Origin of the sequence: Bradyrhizobium elkanii WSM2783 (genome assembly GCF_000472865.1) — a bacterium.
GTDB classification, from domain to species: domain Bacteria; phylum Pseudomonadota; class Alphaproteobacteria; order Rhizobiales; family Xanthobacteraceae; genus Bradyrhizobium; species Bradyrhizobium elkanii_A.
Genome location: NZ_AXAP01000014.1, coordinates 129,658 through 146,615 on the forward strand (window position 1 = coordinate 129,658; position 16,958 = coordinate 146,615).

At 64.1% G+C, this 16,958-nt stretch carries 16 protein-coding genes; 6 read left to right on the forward strand and 10 right to left on the reverse strand.

The window, feature by feature from the left end; translation table 11 throughout:
• Positions 1 to 206: 206 nt before the first annotated feature.
• From YY7_RS0115395 to YY7_RS0115410, 4 genes are all read left to right on the forward strand, one after another.
• Positions 207 to 722 (forward strand): (2Fe-2S)-binding protein, encoded by a 516-nt coding sequence (locus tag YY7_RS0115395; protein WP_035690192.1) that lies wholly within the window; start codon positions 207 to 209, stop codon positions 720 to 722.
• The gene (locus tag YY7_RS0115400) at positions 719 to 1,735 is read left to right on the forward strand and encodes an FAD binding domain-containing protein (RefSeq protein WP_028164045.1); all 1,017 of its coding nucleotides are present in this window, start codon (positions 719 to 721) and stop codon (positions 1,733 to 1,735) included. Before YY7_RS0115395 ends, YY7_RS0115400 begins: the two co-directional genes overlap by 4 nt.
• Complete coding sequence (locus YY7_RS0115405; RefSeq protein WP_028164046.1) at positions 1,732 to 3,972, forward strand: xanthine dehydrogenase family protein molybdopterin-binding subunit; 2,241 nt, start codon at positions 1,732 to 1,734, stop codon at positions 3,970 to 3,972. The genes YY7_RS0115400 and YY7_RS0115405 overlap by 4 nt, the downstream gene beginning before the upstream one ends.
• A gap of 354 nt (positions 3,973 to 4,326) precedes the next feature.
• Positions 4,327 to 4,707 carry a hypothetical protein gene (locus tag YY7_RS0115410; protein ID WP_028164047.1) on the forward strand — a complete coding sequence of 127 codons (381 nt, stop codon included), beginning with the start codon at positions 4,327 to 4,329 and terminating at the stop codon, positions 4,705 to 4,707.
• 5 nt (positions 4,708 to 4,712) lie between these two features.
• Here YY7_RS0115410 and YY7_RS0115415 read toward each other — a convergent pair whose 3' ends face one another.
• Both YY7_RS0115415 and YY7_RS63125 read right to left on the reverse strand, forming a co-directional pair.
• Positions 4,713 to 5,210 (reverse strand): hypothetical protein, encoded by a 498-nt coding sequence (locus YY7_RS0115415; protein WP_028164048.1) that lies wholly within the window; start codon positions 5,208 to 5,210, stop codon positions 4,713 to 4,715.
• Between the two features lie 244 nt (positions 5,211 to 5,454).
• Positions 5,455 to 6,051 carry a hypothetical protein gene (locus YY7_RS63125; protein ID WP_051396716.1) on the reverse strand — a complete coding sequence of 199 codons (597 nt, stop codon included), beginning with the start codon at positions 6,049 to 6,051 and terminating at the stop codon, positions 5,455 to 5,457.
• A gap of 339 nt (positions 6,052 to 6,390) precedes the next feature.
• Between YY7_RS63125 and YY7_RS0115430 the strand changes: the two genes are divergently transcribed.
• On the forward strand, positions 6,391 to 6,777 hold the full coding sequence (locus YY7_RS0115430; RefSeq protein ID WP_028164049.1) for a VOC family protein: 387 nt from the start codon (positions 6,391 to 6,393) through the stop codon (positions 6,775 to 6,777).
• Between the two features lie 150 nt (positions 6,778 to 6,927).
• Here YY7_RS0115430 and YY7_RS0115435 read toward each other — a convergent pair whose 3' ends face one another.
• Positions 6,928 to 7,266, reverse strand: a complete 339-nt coding sequence (locus tag YY7_RS0115435) for a hypothetical protein (RefSeq protein WP_028164050.1) — start codon at positions 7,264 to 7,266, stop codon at positions 6,928 to 6,930.
• A 365-nt stretch (positions 7,267 to 7,631) separates the two neighbouring features.
• Between YY7_RS0115435 and YY7_RS0115445 the strand changes: the two genes are divergently transcribed.
• On the forward strand, positions 7,632 to 7,982 hold the full coding sequence (locus YY7_RS0115445) for a GrlR family regulatory protein (RefSeq protein WP_028164051.1): 351 nt from the start codon (positions 7,632 to 7,634) through the stop codon (positions 7,980 to 7,982).
• A gap of 197 nt (positions 7,983 to 8,179) precedes the next feature.
• Here YY7_RS0115445 and YY7_RS0115450 read toward each other — a convergent pair whose 3' ends face one another.
• From YY7_RS0115450 to YY7_RS0115480, 7 genes are all read right to left on the reverse strand, one after another.
• On the reverse strand, positions 8,180 to 10,861 hold the full coding sequence (locus YY7_RS0115450) for a PAS domain S-box protein (protein WP_028164052.1): 2,682 nt from the start codon (positions 10,859 to 10,861) through the stop codon (positions 8,180 to 8,182).
• 231 nt (positions 10,862 to 11,092) lie between these two features.
• The gene (locus tag YY7_RS0115455) at positions 11,093 to 11,893 is read right to left on the reverse strand and encodes an NUDIX hydrolase (protein ID WP_028164053.1); all 801 of its coding nucleotides are present in this window, start codon (positions 11,891 to 11,893) and stop codon (positions 11,093 to 11,095) included.
• 130 nt (positions 11,894 to 12,023) lie between these two features.
• The gene (locus YY7_RS0115460; protein ID WP_028164054.1) at positions 12,024 to 12,980 is read right to left on the reverse strand and encodes a dihydrodipicolinate synthase family protein; all 957 of its coding nucleotides are present in this window, start codon (positions 12,978 to 12,980) and stop codon (positions 12,024 to 12,026) included.
• 69 nt (positions 12,981 to 13,049) lie between these two features.
• Complete coding sequence (locus YY7_RS0115465) at positions 13,050 to 13,928, reverse strand: SDR family oxidoreductase (protein WP_028164055.1); 879 nt, start codon at positions 13,926 to 13,928, stop codon at positions 13,050 to 13,052.
• A gap of 184 nt (positions 13,929 to 14,112) precedes the next feature.
• Positions 14,113 to 14,973 carry a MaoC family dehydratase gene (locus tag YY7_RS0115470; RefSeq protein ID WP_028164056.1) on the reverse strand — a complete coding sequence of 287 codons (861 nt, stop codon included), beginning with the start codon at positions 14,971 to 14,973 and terminating at the stop codon, positions 14,113 to 14,115.
• Positions 14,974 to 15,172: 199 nt separating this feature from the next.
• Entirely contained in the window at positions 15,173 to 15,562 is a 390-nt protein-coding gene (locus YY7_RS0115475; protein ID WP_028164057.1) for a Zn-ribbon domain-containing OB-fold protein, read from the reverse strand.
• Entirely contained in the window at positions 15,562 to 16,719 is a 1,158-nt protein-coding gene (locus YY7_RS0115480) for a thiolase domain-containing protein (RefSeq protein WP_028164058.1), read from the reverse strand. The genes YY7_RS0115475 and YY7_RS0115480 overlap by 1 nt, the downstream gene beginning before the upstream one ends.
• Positions 16,720 to 16,958: the final 239 nt, after the last annotated feature.

Below are 16,958 nucleotides of genomic sequence, written 5' to 3' on the forward strand. Positions count from 1 at the left end.
CACAGCAAGCGCGAGGCTTTACGAATTTGCAGCGGGATGTCCTGCGGCATCGTGGCAAATGCACTCATGGAATCCGGCGTGCAATTTGGAAAGAACCGGAACAGCCGCTTCGACATGCTGCCGCTCGCGTTGGAACCAATCTAAACGGCCAGTATTCTCCGCTGTAATGGCGGATGGCAGTCACCCGCAAGACGGAGTTGCCGACGATGCAAGATCGAGCCGTGCAATCGGACGCCGAGCCTCAACCGCTGCCGGAAAAAGTGTCGGTGACATTGACCGTCAAGGGAACAGAGAGGCGCTTTTCGGTCCTGCCCTGGGTCTCGCTTCTGGATGCGCTCAGGGATCACCTCGATCTTACCGGCACCAAGAAGGGGTGCGACCACGGCCAATGCGGCGCATGCACCGTGCTTGTCGACGGTCGCCGCATCAACTCGTGCCTGACTCTTGCAGTGATGCGGGACGGCGCACACGTCACCACCATCGAGGGACTGGCAGCCAATGGCGCGCTGGACCCCTTGCAGCAGGCTTTCATCGACCATGACGCTTTCCAGTGCGGCTATTGCACGCCCGGGCAGATCTGCTCCGGCGTCGGGTTGATCGCTGAGGGACGGGCCAAGACCCCTGACGAGATCAGGGAATTCATGAGCGGCAACATCTGCCGCTGCGGCGCCTATCCCAACATCGTCGCCGCGATCCAGCAGGCGATGGGGACCAGGCCATGATCCCATTCCAATATACGAAAGCAAATAACGTCGCCGACGCCGTGCGGCTGATCGCGGCCACTAGCGGCGCAAAGTTCATCGCCGGCGGCACCAATCTGCTCGATCTCATGAAAGACAATGTCGAGCGGCCGACGACGCTGATCGACATCTCCCGCCTGCCGCTCGGCTCGGTCGAAGAGACAGCATCGGGAGGCTTGCGGATCGGCGCGCTGGTGCCGAACTCCGACCTTGCCTGGCATCCGCTGATCGAAAAGCGCTATCCGCTGGTGGCAAGCGCAATTCTTGCCGGCGCCTCGCAGCAATTGCGCAACATGGCTTCCACCGGCGGCAACCTGGTGCAGCGGACGCGATGCGCCTATTTCTATGACACGGCCACGGCCTGCAACAAGCGGCAGCCGGGTTCGGGCTGCTCGGCCGTCAATGGTATCAATCGCGGGCACGCCATCCTCGGAGCGAGCACCTCCTGCATCGCGACGCATCCGTCCGACATGTGTGTAGCGCTCGCCGCACTCGATGCCACCGTGCACGTGACGGGCTCCAACGGCGCGCGCGCCATTCCGTTCGCGGACTTCCACCGCTTGCCCGGCGATACCCCGCATATCGACACCAATCTCGGGCCGGACGAGATCATCACCGCGGTCGAGGTGCCGGCAAAGGGCTTTGCGACCAACTACTCCTACCTGAAGATCCGTGACCGGATGTCCTACGCCTTCGCGCTGGTCTCGGTCGCGGCCGCGCTCGAGCTCAAGGACGGCACGATCCAGGAGGCGCGGCTCGCGCTTGGCGGTGTCGCCCACAAGCCGTGGCGCGATCCGGCGGCCGAGGCGGCGCTACGCGGACAAGCCGCTGAGGAAGCGAGCTTTGCCCGCGCCGCTGATCTGCTGCTTCGTGACGCCAGGCCGCAGACGCATAACGGCTTCAAGGTCGATCTCGCCCGGCGGGCGATCATCCGCACGCTGACGCAGGCTGCGCACGGTACGCCGCAATCGCAATCGAACAAGACAATCCAATGAGCATGGCCAACAACACCGCGAAAACCTACACCGGCACCGCCACTTCGCGCGTCGACGGCCGCGCCAAGGTCACCGGCGCCGCCAAATATGCCGGCGATTTCAACGAAGGCGGCCTAGCCTATGGCGCGGTCGTGGAGGCGACCATCGCCAGGGGCCGGATCACGCGGATCGACGCCAGCGAGGCGCGGAGCGTACCCGGTGTGATCGACGTCATCACCCACGAGAACAGGCCGCGGGTCGCCGACAGCGATAAAGCCTGGAAGGACGACGTCGCCCCGGAGGAAGGTTCGCCGTTCCGCCCGCTCTATGACGACGCGATCAAGTTCAACCAGCAGCCGATCGCGCTGGTCGTGGCGGAAGAATGGGAAATCGCACGGTATGCGGCATCGCTCGTCCGCGTCGACTATGAGAAGCAGGCGTTCGTCACTGACGTCTATCGCAAGCGCGACGATGCCATCGTCGTCGAGAAGCCCGACAAGCCGCGCGGCGACGCTGCGAAGGCATTTGCGGCGGCCGATGTCCGCCACGAAGCGGATTATTTCATCCCGACCGAGCATCACAACCCGATGGAATTGTTTGCGACCACGGCGATGTGGGAAGCCGGCGGCCCGCTGACGGTCTACGACAAGACCCAGGGCGTGCAGAACGTGCAGCAGTATCTCTGCAGCGTGTTTGAGAAGAAGTCGGAAGAGATCCGCGTGGTCTCGCCCTATGTCGGTGGTGCCTTCGGTTCGGGCTTGCGGCCGCAATATCAGGTGGTGCTGGTGGTGATGGCGGCGCTGAAGCTTCAGCGCTCGGTGCGGCTGGTGCTGACGCGCCAGCAGATGTATGGGCTGGGCTATCGTCCGGCCACCATCGAGCGGCTTGCGCTCGGCGCGCGGCGCGATGGCACGCTCGATACGATCACGCATGAGGCTGTTGGCACGACCTCGCAGTTCGAGGAATTCTCGCGCAACGACACCGGCTGGTCGGCCCTGCTCTACACCTCGCCGAACGCGCGATATGAACATCGCGTGGCGCCGCTGGACGTGCCGACGTCCTGCGACATGCGCGCCCCTGGTGCTGCGACCGGTGTCTACGCGCTGGAGAGCGCGATGGACGAACTCGCGGTCGCGCTGAAGATGGATCCGGTGGAGTTGCGGCTGCGCTGCTATTCGGACCGCGACCAGAACGAGGACCTGCCCTACACCAGCAAACGCCTGCGCGAATGCTATCGCGAGGGCGCCGCGGCCTTTGGCTGGGACAAGCGCAAGGCGGAACCGCGCTCGATGCGCGATGGCAAGACTCTCGTGGGCTGGGGGATGGCCTCCGGCGTTTGGGAGGCGCTGCAGATGCCGACCGCGGTGCGTATCGTAATGACCGCCAACGGCCACGCTGAAGTCTCCTGCGCGGCCTCCGATATCGGTACCGGCACCTATACGATCATGGCCCAGGTCGCGGCCGACAGCCTCGGTCTTCCGATTGAAAATATCAGCGTCAAGCTCGCCGATTCCACGCTGCCCAAGGCACCGGTCGAGGGCGGGTCATGGATAGCGGCCTCCGCCTGCCACGCCGTGATCGCGACCGCGAGCGAGGTTCGGAGCGAGCTGTTGCGGCTGGCTAAGCTGATGAAGGGCTCACCCCTCGCCGACACGGTCGAGGAAGACGTCGCCCTTTCCGACGGCAAGCTCGTCAGCCGGACGCAGACCGACCGCGGGGTTTCGATCTCCGACATCATGCGGCATGGCGCGCTGGAGCGGATCGAGAAGGAAAAGACCAACCAGGTCGCCGACGACAAGGCGCACGCCAGGAACACGCATTCGGCCGTATTCGCCGAGGTCAAGGTCGATGAACAGCTCGGCGTCATCAGGGTCACCCGCGTCGTCAGCGCAGTCGCGGCTGGCCGCATATTGAACCTGAAGACCGGACGCAGCCAGGTGATGGGCGCCGTCGTCGGCGGCATCGGCATGGCGCTGCATGAGGAGACGGTCTACGACCACGGCCTCGGCCGTATCGTCAACCATGACATCGCCGAGTACCATGTGCCCGTTAACGCCGATATCCACGACATCGAGGTAATCTTCGTCGACGAGCCGGACAGCCTGATCAACCCGCTCGGGATCAAAGGGCTCGGCGAGATCGGCATCGTCGGCGTCGCGGCAGCCGTCGCCAATGCCGTCTACCACGCGACCGGCGTGCGGGTGCGTGACCTGCCGATCACCCTCGACAAGGTGCTGGAGCGCCGAAAGGCGGCTTAGAGCGTTTTCGAGCGAGGCATGCCCTCGGACTTGATCCGAGGGTGGACACCGGTTCGCGTGAAGAAAACGCGTCAAAACTAGAATCTAGAGCTTCGGTTCTGATTCCATCAGAACCGAAATGCTCTAGGCCCTCCTTTTGGGGGGCTGGGGGCCGGGCGGCCGGCCGGAGGCTCCGTCCCGCTGGACAGGAACCGGAAAATCCGTAAAGAAACATGGCCTGTCGGAGCGGCGTTGCGCCCGCTTGGACGGGCGCACAAGCGCGAGTAAACAACGTTGGGTTTTGGGGCGATTCCAGCGGTCCGGTTCGATCCGTTCGGGCGCCCTCTCCGGTCCCGCCATTTCGGACAATTCGATATGAGAAAGATCATCCTGGCGCTGGCGCTTCTGTATCCGGCCGCCGCGCTCGCCCAAGGTACGACCCCGCCGGCCGCCCCCGCCAGTCCGCCCATGGTCGGCGACAAGCCCCTGATGCAAGTCGGCGCCAAGAAGACGGCGGCGAAGAAAGGCGAGAAGGGCAAGCAGCCATCCGTCGCGCAGAAGCTCCAGGCATGCCAGGAGATCGATGACGGCACCAAGGAGCGGCTGACCTGCTATGACGAGGTCTTCGCGCCGCAACCCAAACCGAAGCCGGCCGCGGCCAAGGCCGTCAGCGAGTGCCGGTTCGTGAAGGAAGAGGACGAGCGGCTGACCTGCTACAACGGCTTTGCCGACAAGATCCCGAAACTGCCGCAGTAATCCGGTTACCAGGTGCCCCAGCCGCCGAAGAAGCCGAAGCGCGACTGCTGCGCCACCCGCATCGGCCGCTGGCCCATGAACATCGGCTGCTGACCCATATACATCGGCTGACCCGCGTACATCGGCTGGTAGGCCCGCGCCCTGGCGACCTTATGCCTCTTCGGCGCCTGCGGCTCGTGCTTCTTGGCGTCGGCCGGGACGTATTGGGCGAAGGTCTCGCGCTCGCGAGCCTGGGCAACCGAGGACTCGGCACCGGGCGCTGGCGGAAGCGGCGCGGCAGCCATCTGGGTGGCTGGAGCCGGCGGCACGATGGTCGGGAGGCTGGTGTCGAAAACCACCCGTTCCGGCAGCTTCTGGGCAGACTGGATGCGGACGGTGGACTTGTCGATGCCAGGCGCGCTGTGGCTTGCCGTGGCCGCGTCCTGCGGCACCAGGGCGTCGACTGCGTATAAGGCCGCGAGCAAGGCTCCGCCGACATAAAGGAAATAACGCGTCACCAACATCACAAACAGCTCCCCCGCGCGATGACGCGGTTTAATCGCCTAATGGCGATATAGGGAGTTAGTTCCTGGCCACACGCTACGGGTTCAACCGAAACGTTCACTTTTTCGGGACGCTTGAGCTAGAGCGATTTCGAGCGAGGCATGCCCTCGGACTTGATCCGAGGGTGAACTCCGGTTCGCGTCAAGAAAACCTGTCAAAACGAGAATCTAGCGCTTCGGTTCTGATCCAATCAGAACCGAAGCTCTAGGCTCGGCTTGCCGTGACCAGGGAACACTTTGCCTTATTTGCATTGACGTTCACGAACCCGACCAGAATGCCGGCGTAAGTCTTGCGGCTCTTCATGTTGATGGTGTCGCTGATCACGCGCCGGCGGTCGGTGAGATGCGTGCCGTCGGCGCGGACAAAGGCGCAGGCGATCTCGATATCCTTGACCGGATAGTGGTTGGCATTGCGCAGCGTCAGCCAGACCAGCGCTTTCGAGCCGAGGCCGCCGCGGCGCCAGAACTGGCGAGAGATCTTCAGCCCATCGATCGGCGCCCGCTCGACCGTGAAGGGCTCGTTGGTGCTGGCAGCCGGCGCCTCATCGTCGACGACATCCTCCGCCGGCGCGATCGCTTGCTCGACTGGCGCAGCCGCCTGCTCGGTCGGCGCAGTCGCCTTATCGAGCCAAACGACCTCCTGCTGAGAAGTCGAGGGCGGCGACGCCACGGCAACTGATTTGTTATTGGCATCGCTGGGATCGGGGAGCATCAGCCATCCGGCAGATCCGACGATGGCGAGGACGGCGAGCAGAACCAGCTTGGCGCCAAAGCCTCGAAACGACCACCTGCCGATGCCCATGGCCATGTCCTCACCCGCGTGACAGCGCTTCCTGCCTGCACGCAAAGCCGCTCCGGCGGATCACCGCACGGCTTGAAAGGGACGCGCTGCTGTACGGAAACCACCGCCAGTCAATTAACCATCCGCCGAAACTACGGTTCCAAGCTCTCCCGGCAAAATTGCGGCAGTACCTGCGACAGGATGGCCTTGTGGATTCCGAGCCGGTAGATTGCCGCACCAGCGGATCGCGCGGTTAGAGCATGATCCGAATGTGGAAACCGGTTTTCCTCGCGACAAACGCGCAGCATTTGCGTGGGAAGATCATGCTCAAACAAATCATCGAGCAAGATGGGAGATGAAATGCCGATAGAGGTTACCTGGGACCATATCCACCTGCGCACCCCCGATCCCGAAGCGACCGCAGCATGGCTCCGAGACGTGCTGGGCGGCGAGATCATCCGCAATCCCGGACGCATCGACGTGCAGCTCGGCGGCGCCAAGGTGTTCATCGCGCCGGTCACACCGGGCGACGGCGTCAATGCGCCGCCGGTGACGCCCTATCAGGGCCTCGACCATTTCGGACTGGCGGTGAAGGACATCGACGCGGTCGCCGCCGAGATCAAGGCAAAGGGCGTCGAGTTCACGACGGAGCCGACCACGATCCGTCCCGGCGTGCGCATCTGCTTCATCCGCGGCCCGCAGGGCATCTCGATCGAGCTCCTGGAGCGTGACAAGAAATATGCCTGACCGTGCGACGTGCGAGTGGAGCTTTTTCGGTTCTGATTGAATCAGAACCGAAGCTCCAGATTCTTGTTTTGACGCGTTTTCTTCACGCGAACCGGTGTCCACCCTCGGATCAAGTCCGAGGGCATGCCTCGCTCGAAAACGCTCTAGCGGTCAGGTCATGCTGCCGGGCATGAAGCAGCGGATCTGCAGTCCGAGATAGCCGCGGATCGGCCACACCATCGTGCGGCCGTAGCGGTTCGGCTCGGTGATCACGGCATCATCGGGCACGTCGATCCATTCGCCGTCGATACGCACGCGATAATGTCCGTCCTTGGATTCCCAATCGACGTCGCTCACCGCGGTGCCGTCAGCGTCGGAGCAGCACGGCCCCTTCCCGCTCCTCAAACTGTCGAACCATTGCTTGAGCGGCGAATTGGCGTAACGGCCATCGGGATCGCGCGCATGCACAAGACTTGCGGCGGCGACCGACAACAACGCGACAAGACTCAATGTGAGTGGGACTCTGAGGCGGACCCTTCGACGATGGTCCGTAATTTCACGGATGGAACCTGTGAGCTCTGCGCGTAGGCGCGCGAAAATGCGGCCGGAATCGATCCAGTTCGTCACCTGTCTCTTGCTCCTGCACCCACCGGCCGGTGCCAACAAATGTTATGCATTTCGCGGGCCAAGTTGATTCGCCAAGCGCTGCCAGCGACAACGTCGTCATCGAGACGTCGTTCACCAATGGAATCATTTCGGGTTCGCACGGCATCGAGCGACGCATGGGCAACCTGCCACGTTGCGCCGGCCATGCCGCTTTGGCATAAATTCTGAACTGGCAGCCCTTGGGCGAAGGGGGCCGGCCGCGGGGCACTATGAGAAACGGCCTGTATTCTATTCACGTCACCCTGCTCGACGGACGCGTCGGCAAGGGCAGCGGGGTGATCGTGTTCCGCGACGGCCAGATTGTCGGCGGCGATGCCTATCTCTATTACACCGGCACCTACACCGTGAAAGGCAACACCTTCAAAGGCGAAGTGCTGGTGCAGCGACACACCACGCCGCGCGACAGCGACAACCCGCTATTCGGCGGACCTGCGCCGGTCGGCATCGGCGTCACCGGAACTTTCACCGCCACGCAGGCGACGATGAGCGGAACCGCGCTGGTCGGCAAAGCCAGCCAGATCTTCGGCGCCACGCTGCGCAAGCTCGTGGATATCGATTAGCTGCAGAGCTTAGCCCTCTTCCCGTTCCTACGGGGAGAGGGTTGGGGTGACGGGCTGTCTCCACGAGCACAGTAAGAGATGAGTTCGTGGAGAGAGCCCCTCACCCGGAATTCAAGCTGTGCTTGAATTCCGGCCTCTCCCCGCAAGCGGGGCGAGGCGATCCGAGTTTGCGGACCCAGCGCCGGCCGCAACGATAACTACTCCGCGGCCTGCTCCACGGGCGCGACGCGCGGCAGGATGATCTGGATGCGGGTGCCGCCGCCGGGCTCGGAGTCGAGATCGAGACGGCCCCCTAAGCGCGTGGTGACGATGCTGTAGACGATGTGAAGCCCGAGGCCGGTGCCGCCCTGGTCGCGGCGCGTCGTGAAGAACGGATCGAAGGCGCGGCGGCGCACGTCGAGCGACATGCCGCAGCCATTGTCGGAGAAGATGACCTCGACATTGTCCCTGCCGGAAGCGCGAACCTGGATGTCGACGATACCCGGCTTGCCGTCGGGAAAGGCGTGCGCGACCGAATTGAGGAAGAGATTGGTTAGCACCTGGCCATAAGGGCCGGGATAGGAATTCATGATCAGGTTCGGCTGGCAATCGACATTCAGCGTCAGATTGTGCTTGCGCAGACCCGGCCTCAGACTCATCACCACCTGCTCGGTGAGGTCGCCGAGGTCGAAGTTGCGCTGATCGGAATAATTGCGGTCGGCGGCGACCTGCTTGAACGACTGGATCAGTTCCGCGGCACGGTTGAGATTGGCGACGAGCTGCGAGGACGCATCGCTCGTCGTGGCAAGGAAATCGTTCAGGCTCGAACGCCGCAACTCGCCGCGCTCGACCTGCGCGGCAAAGGTCGCCGCCTTGCGCTCGAGCGCGGAGGCGACGGTGAGGCTGATACCGACGGGATTGTTGACCTCATGCGCGACGCCCGCGACCAGCCGCCCGAGGGCCGCGAGCTTTTCCGCCTCGATCAGCGAGTTCTGCGTCTCGCGCAAATTGCGTAGCGCCGCTTCCGCAGCGTCGCGCGCTTTCCGCATCTCATGCTCGCTGCGCTTGCGCTCGCCGATGTCGAGCGCCACCGTAACGATGTTCTCGATCTCGCCGTTGACGTCGAGGATCGGCAATTTGTTGACCAGCCATTGCCGCATGTTGCCGGCGACGTCCTTGTACTCCTCCTCGTAGAAGCCGAGCTCCGTTCGCCCCGACAACACCCGTTTATCGTTCTCGTCGGTCTTGGCAGCACCATAGCGTGCCATCAGCTCACCGGTGGTATGGCCGAGCGCCTCGTGCGCCTCGATGCCGAAAATGCCGGCCATGTAGCGGTTCATCAGGACGTAGCGCAGATTGCGATCCTTGACGTTGATCACGGCCGGAACGGTGTCGATCACCATCTGCAGCAACTGCCGGCCTTCGGCGATCGCGTCTTCGGCCCGCTTCTGGTCGGTGATGTCGCGCACCGTGCCTTCGTAGCGGATCACCTCGCCTTTCTCGTCGCGCACCGCGCTCGCGCTGTCGGACAGCCACAGCACCGCGCCGCTGCGGGAACGGACCTGATATTCGTAGTCGCGCACCATGCCGTCGCGGTCCATCAGCCGCTGGTATTCGGTGCGCGCGGCCGGATCGACATAGACATTGGAGGCGACGTCGTCGATGCCGTTGATCAGGTCCTGCGGCGTGGCATAGCCCATCATCCACGCCAGCGCCGGATTGGCATTGAGCAGCGCTCCGCCCGGCGTCGTCACATAAATTCCGTCGATGGAAGATTCGAACAGCTTGCGATAGCTCTCTTCTGCAAGCCGCTGCTCGGCGAGCGCGCGCACCGCTGCTTCGCGCGCGGTATCCGCATCGACCAGCGTCTTCCGGAATACCTCGGCGGCGCGGGCGATCTCGCCGATCTCGTTGTCGACGTCGGTCGCCGGGATCGACGCGCTCTTCTCGCCGGCTGCGACCGCGCGGATCGACTTGGTGATTGAGGCGAGCGGCCGCACGGTGCGGCGGACCACGAGCAGCGCGGCGAAGATCCCGATCAGCACGCCGGCCGAGCCAAGCACGATGCTCTGCCATTTCGCCTCGGTAAGCGTGCGCGCGAAATCCCGCGACAGGATGTGACCGCGGCGGGAGCTGAGTTCGCGCAACAGCTCGGTCACGCGCTGGATCAGCCGTCCCTCGGTGCCCAGCACCTCACGGTCGATATCGGCGATCTGGCGTTCCCGGATCGATATTGCGACGACCGCGTCGGCGTAATTGTTCACGGCCGTGCGCAGCGCCGGCTCAGTGATGGTCATCGACCGCATGCTCTGCGCCGCCTGCTCGGCCGCGGACGGGTTGTGGGCAAGCAGCGCGGTGGCGATGCGGCCCTGGGCCTGCAGCAGGGTGGACGCAGTCGCGGAATCGGACGTTTCGGCTACCGCCTTTTCGAAGGCCTCGCGCAATGGCGGCAGACCGATGATCAGCTCGGCGCGGCGGTTGATCAGCGCCGAGATGCGCTCGATACCGCCGCGGTAGGTGGCGAGGCGCTCGGTCACGCCGTCGATCATGTCCTGCTGCTCGGGGGCAAGCTCGATCCTGGTCTTCTTCAGCGCCTCGCCGAGCGCGCTGGCGGCCTCGCCGACCTGGATCGTCTGCGTGCCGGGATCAGTGACGAAGTCGCGTGCCGCAAGCCGCAGCTCGTTCATCCTGCGATCGATATCCTCCGCCAGGTCGCCGACGCTCTGCAGCCGCTGCAGCTCGCCGAACGTGGCGTCGATGTGACGGATCGCGATCACGCTGGCGGTCGAGGTGATGATGATCACCGCCAGCACCAGGAGGAAGCTGCCGAAAGTAAGCTGACCGATCGACAGCGCGAACGGTCGCTTCTGGGGCGGATTCGGCGGCAATTCGGAGGTCATGCGAGGGGCCGGGGTGAAAACTGCCTCAATATACGACGTAATCCGGCTCCGGGGGAACCGGGGCCGGGCCCAAAAGCGGGCTTCGCGCCTAGGTCCCGTCCTTCGAGACGACCGCTGCGCGGTCTCCTCAGGATGAGGTCCGAGTTCTTGGCCGAGTTCGGATCAGTGCTAGCCCCTCATGGTGAGGAGGCGCGAAGCGCCGTCTCGAACCATGAGGCCCCATCTGAGACCTCAGCCGGCGGCGCCGACCTCGAAGACCTCGCCGTCATAGCCGGCCTCGAGCGGGATACGGAGCTGGCGGCCGGTGGCGGTCTTGGTCATGATAGGCATCACCGTGACGATGGATTTGCCGCGGCTGTCCTGCAGCGCCTCTCCGACGCTGGCCTGCTTGCCGAGCCTGATCAGGTTGCGGGTGGTCGGGAACGGCAGCTTGAAGCGGCCACTCTCCCCGCCCTCCAGCGCCTCCCGAGGGGAAACCCAGATCGAATCTGTGGATTCCCTGCCGTCATGGGCGCCGAGCTGCTCCGGGGGCGCTGCGGCAAGGAAGAACCAGGTGTCGAACCGCTTGGACATGCCTTCCGGCGTGATCCAGTGCGCGTAAGGCACGAGTTCGTCCAGCGCCAGCACCATGCCGGTCTCGGCCAGCACGTTCAGGAAGCTGGTCTTGCCTTCGCAGAGCCGGCTCCGATGCGCGAGCTCGATCTCGTGGGCCCGTCCGGCATCCACCAGCTCGCTCGATCCCTTCGGCCGCGCCAGCAGGATGCCGCTCTCCTCGAACGTCTCGCGGATCGCGCCGATGCGGAAGCTGAGCGCGCTCTCGTCGAGCCCCTCGCCTGCGGAATAGAGCGCGTGGTTGGCGATGATCTCCTTGTCGCCCTTGTCGACACTGCCGCCGGGAAACACCAGCGCGCCGGAGGAGAAATCGATCTCGTAATGGCGCACCATCATGAAGACTTCGATTTCGCGCCGCGCGGCGGCATCCCGCAGCAGCAGGATGGTGGAGGCAGGGCGCGGCGTGACGATCTCGGCCATGGCGGCTCACTCCTCAGGACCTCATCCTGAGGAGCGGCCATCGGCCGCGTCTCGAAGGATGATGCGGAAACATCCGGGCCTCATGGTTCGAGACGGCGCTGTGCGCCTCCTCACCATGAGATGTAAGAATTCAGCCTGCGGCGCTGGACTGCGGCTGCAGGTTGGCGCGGCGGTCGACGCGGGCCACGCGCGACAGCAGGTAATCGACCTCCGCCATCGCCTGCGGCGTGATGACGGCGCCCGGCTTGCGCTGGGCGCTCGAGGCGATGATGCCGCGCTTCTGCAGCACATATTTGCGCACGGTGAGCCCGACGCCCGGCTGCTGCTCGTAGCGGATCAGCGGCAAATGGGCGTCGAACAGATCATGCGCGGCGTCGCGTTTGCCGGCCTTTGAGAGCTTGACCACGTCGATCAGGAGCTCGGGGAATGCGTAGCCGGTCATCGCGCCGTCGGCGCCGCGCTCCATCTCGAAATCGAGGAACAGGCCGCCATTGCCGACCAGGATCGACAGCGGCCGCAGCGAGCCGTCCTTCTGGAAATTGCGCAGCGTCGTGATCTTCTCCAGGCCCGGCCAATCCTCGTGCTTGAGCATCACGCACGATGGGCAGTCCGTCACGATCTTGCGGATCACCGCGGGCGTGAACACCACCGTGAGCGTCAGCGGGTAATCCTGCAGCACCCAGGGAATGTCGTCGCCGATCGCTTCCTGTGCCTGCTTGAAGTAGCCGATGATCTGGTCGTCGGTGCGCAGGTGCGGCGGCGGCGCGATCATGACGCCGGCGGCGCCGGCATCCATCGATGCCTTGGCCAGCGAGCGCATCGAGGCGAAGCCCGGCGCGGAGACGCCGACGATCACCTGCAGATCCTTGGCGCGCTTGACGAAGCGAAGTGCGACCTGCTCGGCCTCGGCTGCATCCAGCTTCGGCGCCTCGCCCAGGATGCCGAGCACGGTGACGCCGTCGCAGCCGACCTCGGTGTAGAAGTCGCTGAGCCGGTCGATCGAACGCTCGTCGATGCGGCCGTCATCATGGAACGGCGTCGGCGCGATCGCAAAGGTGCCGGCGGCCTGGGCGGTGAGCTTTGTCATTCGTGCGTCTATCCTCTTTTCGTCATTCCGGGCTCGTGCTTCGAGCGCCCCGGAACGACGTGTTAACCATCAAAACCGCCGCGCACCCATCTTGATCTGCTCCTCGGAGAAGAAGATCTCGTTGGCATGGGCGACGATATCCTCGGCTTTCCAGCCTGTGAACGGCGGCTTCCAGCCTTCCATTTCCATCATACGCATCTCCCGCACCCCGCGCGGGCCGGAGACACCGAGCACCTTGCCGGTCTGGTCACCCGACAAATCGCTGACCATGTATAGCACGGCCGGCGCGATGCCGTCCGGGCCGAGCGCGGCACCGGGGTTTTCTTTATAGCGGGGCAGGTCTGCTGTCATGCGCGTCAAGGCGCCCGGCGCCAGCGTCCAGACCCGGATGTTGTATTTGCGGCCCTCGATTGCCAGCACGTTGGAAAAACCCCAGATGCCGCCCTTGGCCGCGCCATAGTTGCTCTGGCCGAAATTGCCGATCAGCCCCGAGGTCGAGGAGGTGTTGACGATAACGCCGCCGCCGTTCTCGCGCATCCAGCGGAAAACCGGCAGCGTGCAGCAGAAGGTGCCTTTGAGATGCACCTTGATCACCCTGTCCCAGTCGGCCTCGCTCGATTTGGCGAAGGTCTGGTCGCGCAGGATACCGGCATTGTTGACGAGGATGTCGGCGCGGCCGAAATTCTTGATGGCATCGTCGAACACCGACTGGCCGCCTTCCAGCGTCGAGATGTCGGCCCCATTGGCGACCGCGCGGCCGCCCTCGGCCTTGATCGCATCCACCACCTGCTGCGCCATCGACTTGTCAGCGCCCGAGCCATCGCGCGGGCCGCCGAGATCGTTGACCACCACCGCCGCGCCCTCGCGTGCGAATAGTCTTGCGTAGGCCTCACCGAGCCCGCCGCCCGCGCCGGTGATCAGCGCCACCTTGCCGTCGAGTAATCCCATGGTTGCTTCTCCCGTTTTGTTTTTTCTTCCTCTCCGTCATGGCCGGGCTCGTCCCGGCCATCCACGCCTTAGGCGCCATTTGCAACAAAGAACGTGGATGCCCGGGTCATCTAGCGCGAAGACGCGCTTCGCGCTTTTACCCAGGCATGACGAAATAAACTCAGAGCGCCTCAACCACGGCCGACTAGCCCAGCACCGTCTTGCCGTTGCGGATCACGGTGACGCCGCGCGATTTCACCTTGGCCTCGAACGAGATCACGTTGCCGTCCTTCCAGAGATCGATCGTCACGGTCTCGCCGGGATAGACCGGCGAGGAGAAGCGAGCGACGTGCTGCTTGAAGGCGGACGGATCGTAATCGCCGTAGGTCTGCAGCACGCCGCGGCAGGTGATGCCATAGGTGCACATGCCGTGCAGGATCGGCCTGGGGAAGCCCGCTTTCTTGGCGAACTCCGGATCGGAATGCAGCGGGTTGCGGTCGCCGCAGAGGCGGTAGATCAGCGCCTGGTCCGGGCGCGTCGCGATGTCGACGGTCTTATCCGGCACGCGCTCCGGCACCTTGTGCGGCTCCGGCTGGCCCTCGGACGGTCCGCCAAAGCCGCCGTCGCCGCGGGCGAAGCGCGAGGCGACCAGCGTGACGAGCTTCTCGCCCTTCTCATCCCTCAGGATGGTCTGGTGGCGGATCACCGCGCCCTTGTCCTTGCCCTTGTCGAACACGTCGAGCACGCTGGAATCAGCGGTGATGTTTGCGGCCGTTGCGAGCGGCTTGTGGAAGCTGATGTCGCGCTCGCCATCGACCACCAGCACGCGATTGAGGTTCATTTCGCCGGGGCCGGCACCCCAGGCCGCAACGGACGCGAAGGTCGGCACCACCTTCAGCGGACGCGGCGTCAGCGTCGCTTCATTGACGAAAGCGAGTTCGCGCTCGTCCATGGGATCGGCGCCCATGCCGATGCCATAGGCGTAGAGCATCACCTCGCGATCGCCGTAGCTGTACTTCTGGCCGAGATTTTTCAGGGCCATCAGTTGCTCGTAGTTGATCGGCATTTTTTCACTCCTCCCGGATTCTTCACCGGCACCCGTTGCAGCGCCCTCTCCCCTTGTGGGAGAGGGCAACTCCGCGGCCGGCCTCAAACTCGTTCGGGTGAGGGGTCGCCTCCACAAGCACCGAACTCGCGGAGAGAACCCCTCATCCGGCGCGCATTGCATGCGCGCCACCTTCTCCCACAAGGGGAGAAGGTTAAGGCTAGGCCGCCGTGAAGAACGGCAGTGGCGCGCCATCGGTCGGCTTCCACACCACCTTCACCTTCTGGCCGATCCTGATCTTGTCCAGGTCGCAGTCGACGATATTTGTCTGCAGTGACGGGCCTTCCTTCAGCGTGACATAGGCGATCGCATACGGGCCGGTCGGCGACTTCCGCATCAGGCTGTAGGTATAGACGGTGGCCTCGCCGGAGCTCTCTTCCCACACCGTCTTGTCGGAGAAGCAGAACGGGCAGATCGACCGCGGAAAGTAATGCGGCTCGCCGCAGGCGGTGCAGCGCTTGATCAGGAACTTGCCCTGCTTGGCCGCTTCCCAGAACGGCGCGGTTTCCGGGTTGGTCACCGGCGCATTGTATTTCTTCGCTTCAGTCATCACACGCGCTCCAGAATGCAGGTCGAGGCGGCGTGGCGGACGCCGAGCAGGCCGCCGGTGCCATGCGCGATCGCGAGATCGCAATTGGGCACCTGCACCTTCGGATGCGCTTCGCCGCGGAGTTGCCGGACGGCCTCGAGGATCTTGGTCATGCCGCCGCGGTTGACGGGATGGTTGCTGCAGAGCCCGCCGCCATCGGTGTTGAACGGCAATCTGCCGACGCCGGAAATCAGGTTGCCGTCGGCGACGAACTTGCCGCCCTCGCCTTTCTTGCAGAAGCCGAGGTCTTCGAGTTGCATCAGCACGGTGATGGTGAAGCTGTCGTAGATCGAGGCGTATTTGATATCCTTCGGCGTCACGCCCGCTTCCTCGAAGGCGCGCGGACCGGACCACACGCCGGCGGAATACGTCAGATCGAGATCCTTGCCGCCGCGCGGGCCCTTCATCGCTTCGCCATGGCCGATCAGGCGCACCAGCGGCTTCTTCAGGCTCTTCGCGATTTCCTCCGTGGTGACGATCATCGCGCCGCCGCCGTCGGTGACGACGCAGCAATCCATGCGGTGCAGCGGATCTGAAATCATCGGTGAGTTCAGGACGTCCTCGACTGTGACGACCTCCTTCAGCATCGCGTGCGGGTTGTATTGCGCGTGATGGGATGCGGCGACCTTGATCCAGGCGAGCTGCTCGCTGGTGGTGCCGTAATCGTGCATATGGCGCATGGCACACATGCCGTAGGCGTTATGCGTGGTAGCCCCGTAGGCGGATTCGAAATCGGCCTCGGCGCCGGCGGCGCGCGGCGGCATCACGCCGGTGCGCGGCTTGCCGGCGAGCGTCACCAGCGCGATCGAGCATTTGCCGGCAGCAATCGCTTCGGCTGCGTGACCCAGGTGGATCAGGTAGGAACAGCCGCCGGTCTCGGTGGAATCGACGTGCCGCAACTTCTTGGTGTTGAAGCCGAGATAATCGACCATCGGCCAGAGCCCGCCGGGCGCATCGCCGGCGAGGAAATAGCCGTCGATATCGTCCTTGGTGAGCCCCGCATCCTCGATCGCGCCCTTGGCAACCTCGGCATGGAGCTGCGCGGTGGATTTGTCGGGAGCATGCCGGGTGGGATGCTCATAGATGCCGGCAATGTAAGCCTTGCCTTTGATGGTCAACTCGTTCTCCGCTGGCGTTTCTGGTGCGAGCGTTTTTCTGGACCGTCAGGCAGGCCTTGGCAAGCGCGGAAATATTCCGTGCGGCGAGAGGCAGATATCTCTCCGTCGTCCCCGCGAAAGCGGGGACCCATAACCACAGGATGGCGTTGTGGGCAGGGACAAGCGGTTGTAGCGGAGCAGCCTACAAACGCCTGTGGTTATGGGTCCCGGCCCAAGGCCGGGACGACGATGATGGTGAC

Excerpts from the sequence above, each read along its gene's own strand:
- YY7_RS0115395 (WP_035690192.1), top strand. The coding sequence starts at position 207 with ATGCAAGATCGAGCCGTGCAATCGGACGCCGAGCCTCAACCGCTGCCG.
- YY7_RS0115400 (WP_028164045.1), top strand. The coding sequence starts at position 719 with ATGATCCCATTCCAATATACGAAAGCAAATAACGTCGCCGACGCCGTG.
- YY7_RS0115405 (WP_028164046.1), top strand. The coding sequence starts at position 1,732 with ATGAGCATGGCCAACAACACCGCGAAAACCTACACCGGCACCGCCACT.
- YY7_RS0115410 (WP_028164047.1), top strand. The coding sequence starts at position 4,327 with ATGAGAAAGATCATCCTGGCGCTGGCGCTTCTGTATCCGGCCGCCGCG.
- YY7_RS0115415 (WP_028164048.1), bottom strand. The coding sequence starts at position 5,210 with ATGTTGGTGACGCGTTATTTCCTTTATGTCGGCGGAGCCTTGCTCGCG.
- YY7_RS63125 (WP_051396716.1), bottom strand. The coding sequence starts at position 6,051 with ATGGGCATCGGCAGGTGGTCGTTTCGAGGCTTTGGCGCCAAGCTGGTT.
- YY7_RS0115430 (WP_028164049.1), top strand. The coding sequence starts at position 6,391 with ATGCCGATAGAGGTTACCTGGGACCATATCCACCTGCGCACCCCCGAT.
- YY7_RS0115445 (WP_028164051.1), top strand. The coding sequence starts at position 7,632 with ATGAGAAACGGCCTGTATTCTATTCACGTCACCCTGCTCGACGGACGC.
- YY7_RS0115450 (WP_028164052.1), bottom strand. The coding sequence starts at position 10,861 with ATGACCTCCGAATTGCCGCCGAATCCGCCCCAGAAGCGACCGTTCGCG.
- YY7_RS0115455 (WP_028164053.1), bottom strand. The coding sequence starts at position 11,893 with ATGGCCGAGATCGTCACGCCGCGCCCTGCCTCCACCATCCTGCTGCTG.
- YY7_RS0115460 (WP_028164054.1), bottom strand. The coding sequence starts at position 12,980 with ATGACAAAGCTCACCGCCCAGGCCGCCGGCACCTTTGCGATCGCGCCG.
- YY7_RS0115465 (WP_028164055.1), bottom strand. The coding sequence starts at position 13,928 with ATGGGATTACTCGACGGCAAGGTGGCGCTGATCACCGGCGCGGGCGGC.
- YY7_RS0115470 (WP_028164056.1), bottom strand. The coding sequence starts at position 14,973 with ATGCCGATCAACTACGAGCAACTGATGGCCCTGAAAAATCTCGGCCAG.
- YY7_RS0115475 (WP_028164057.1), bottom strand. The coding sequence starts at position 15,562 with ATGACTGAAGCGAAGAAATACAATGCGCCGGTGACCAACCCGGAAACC.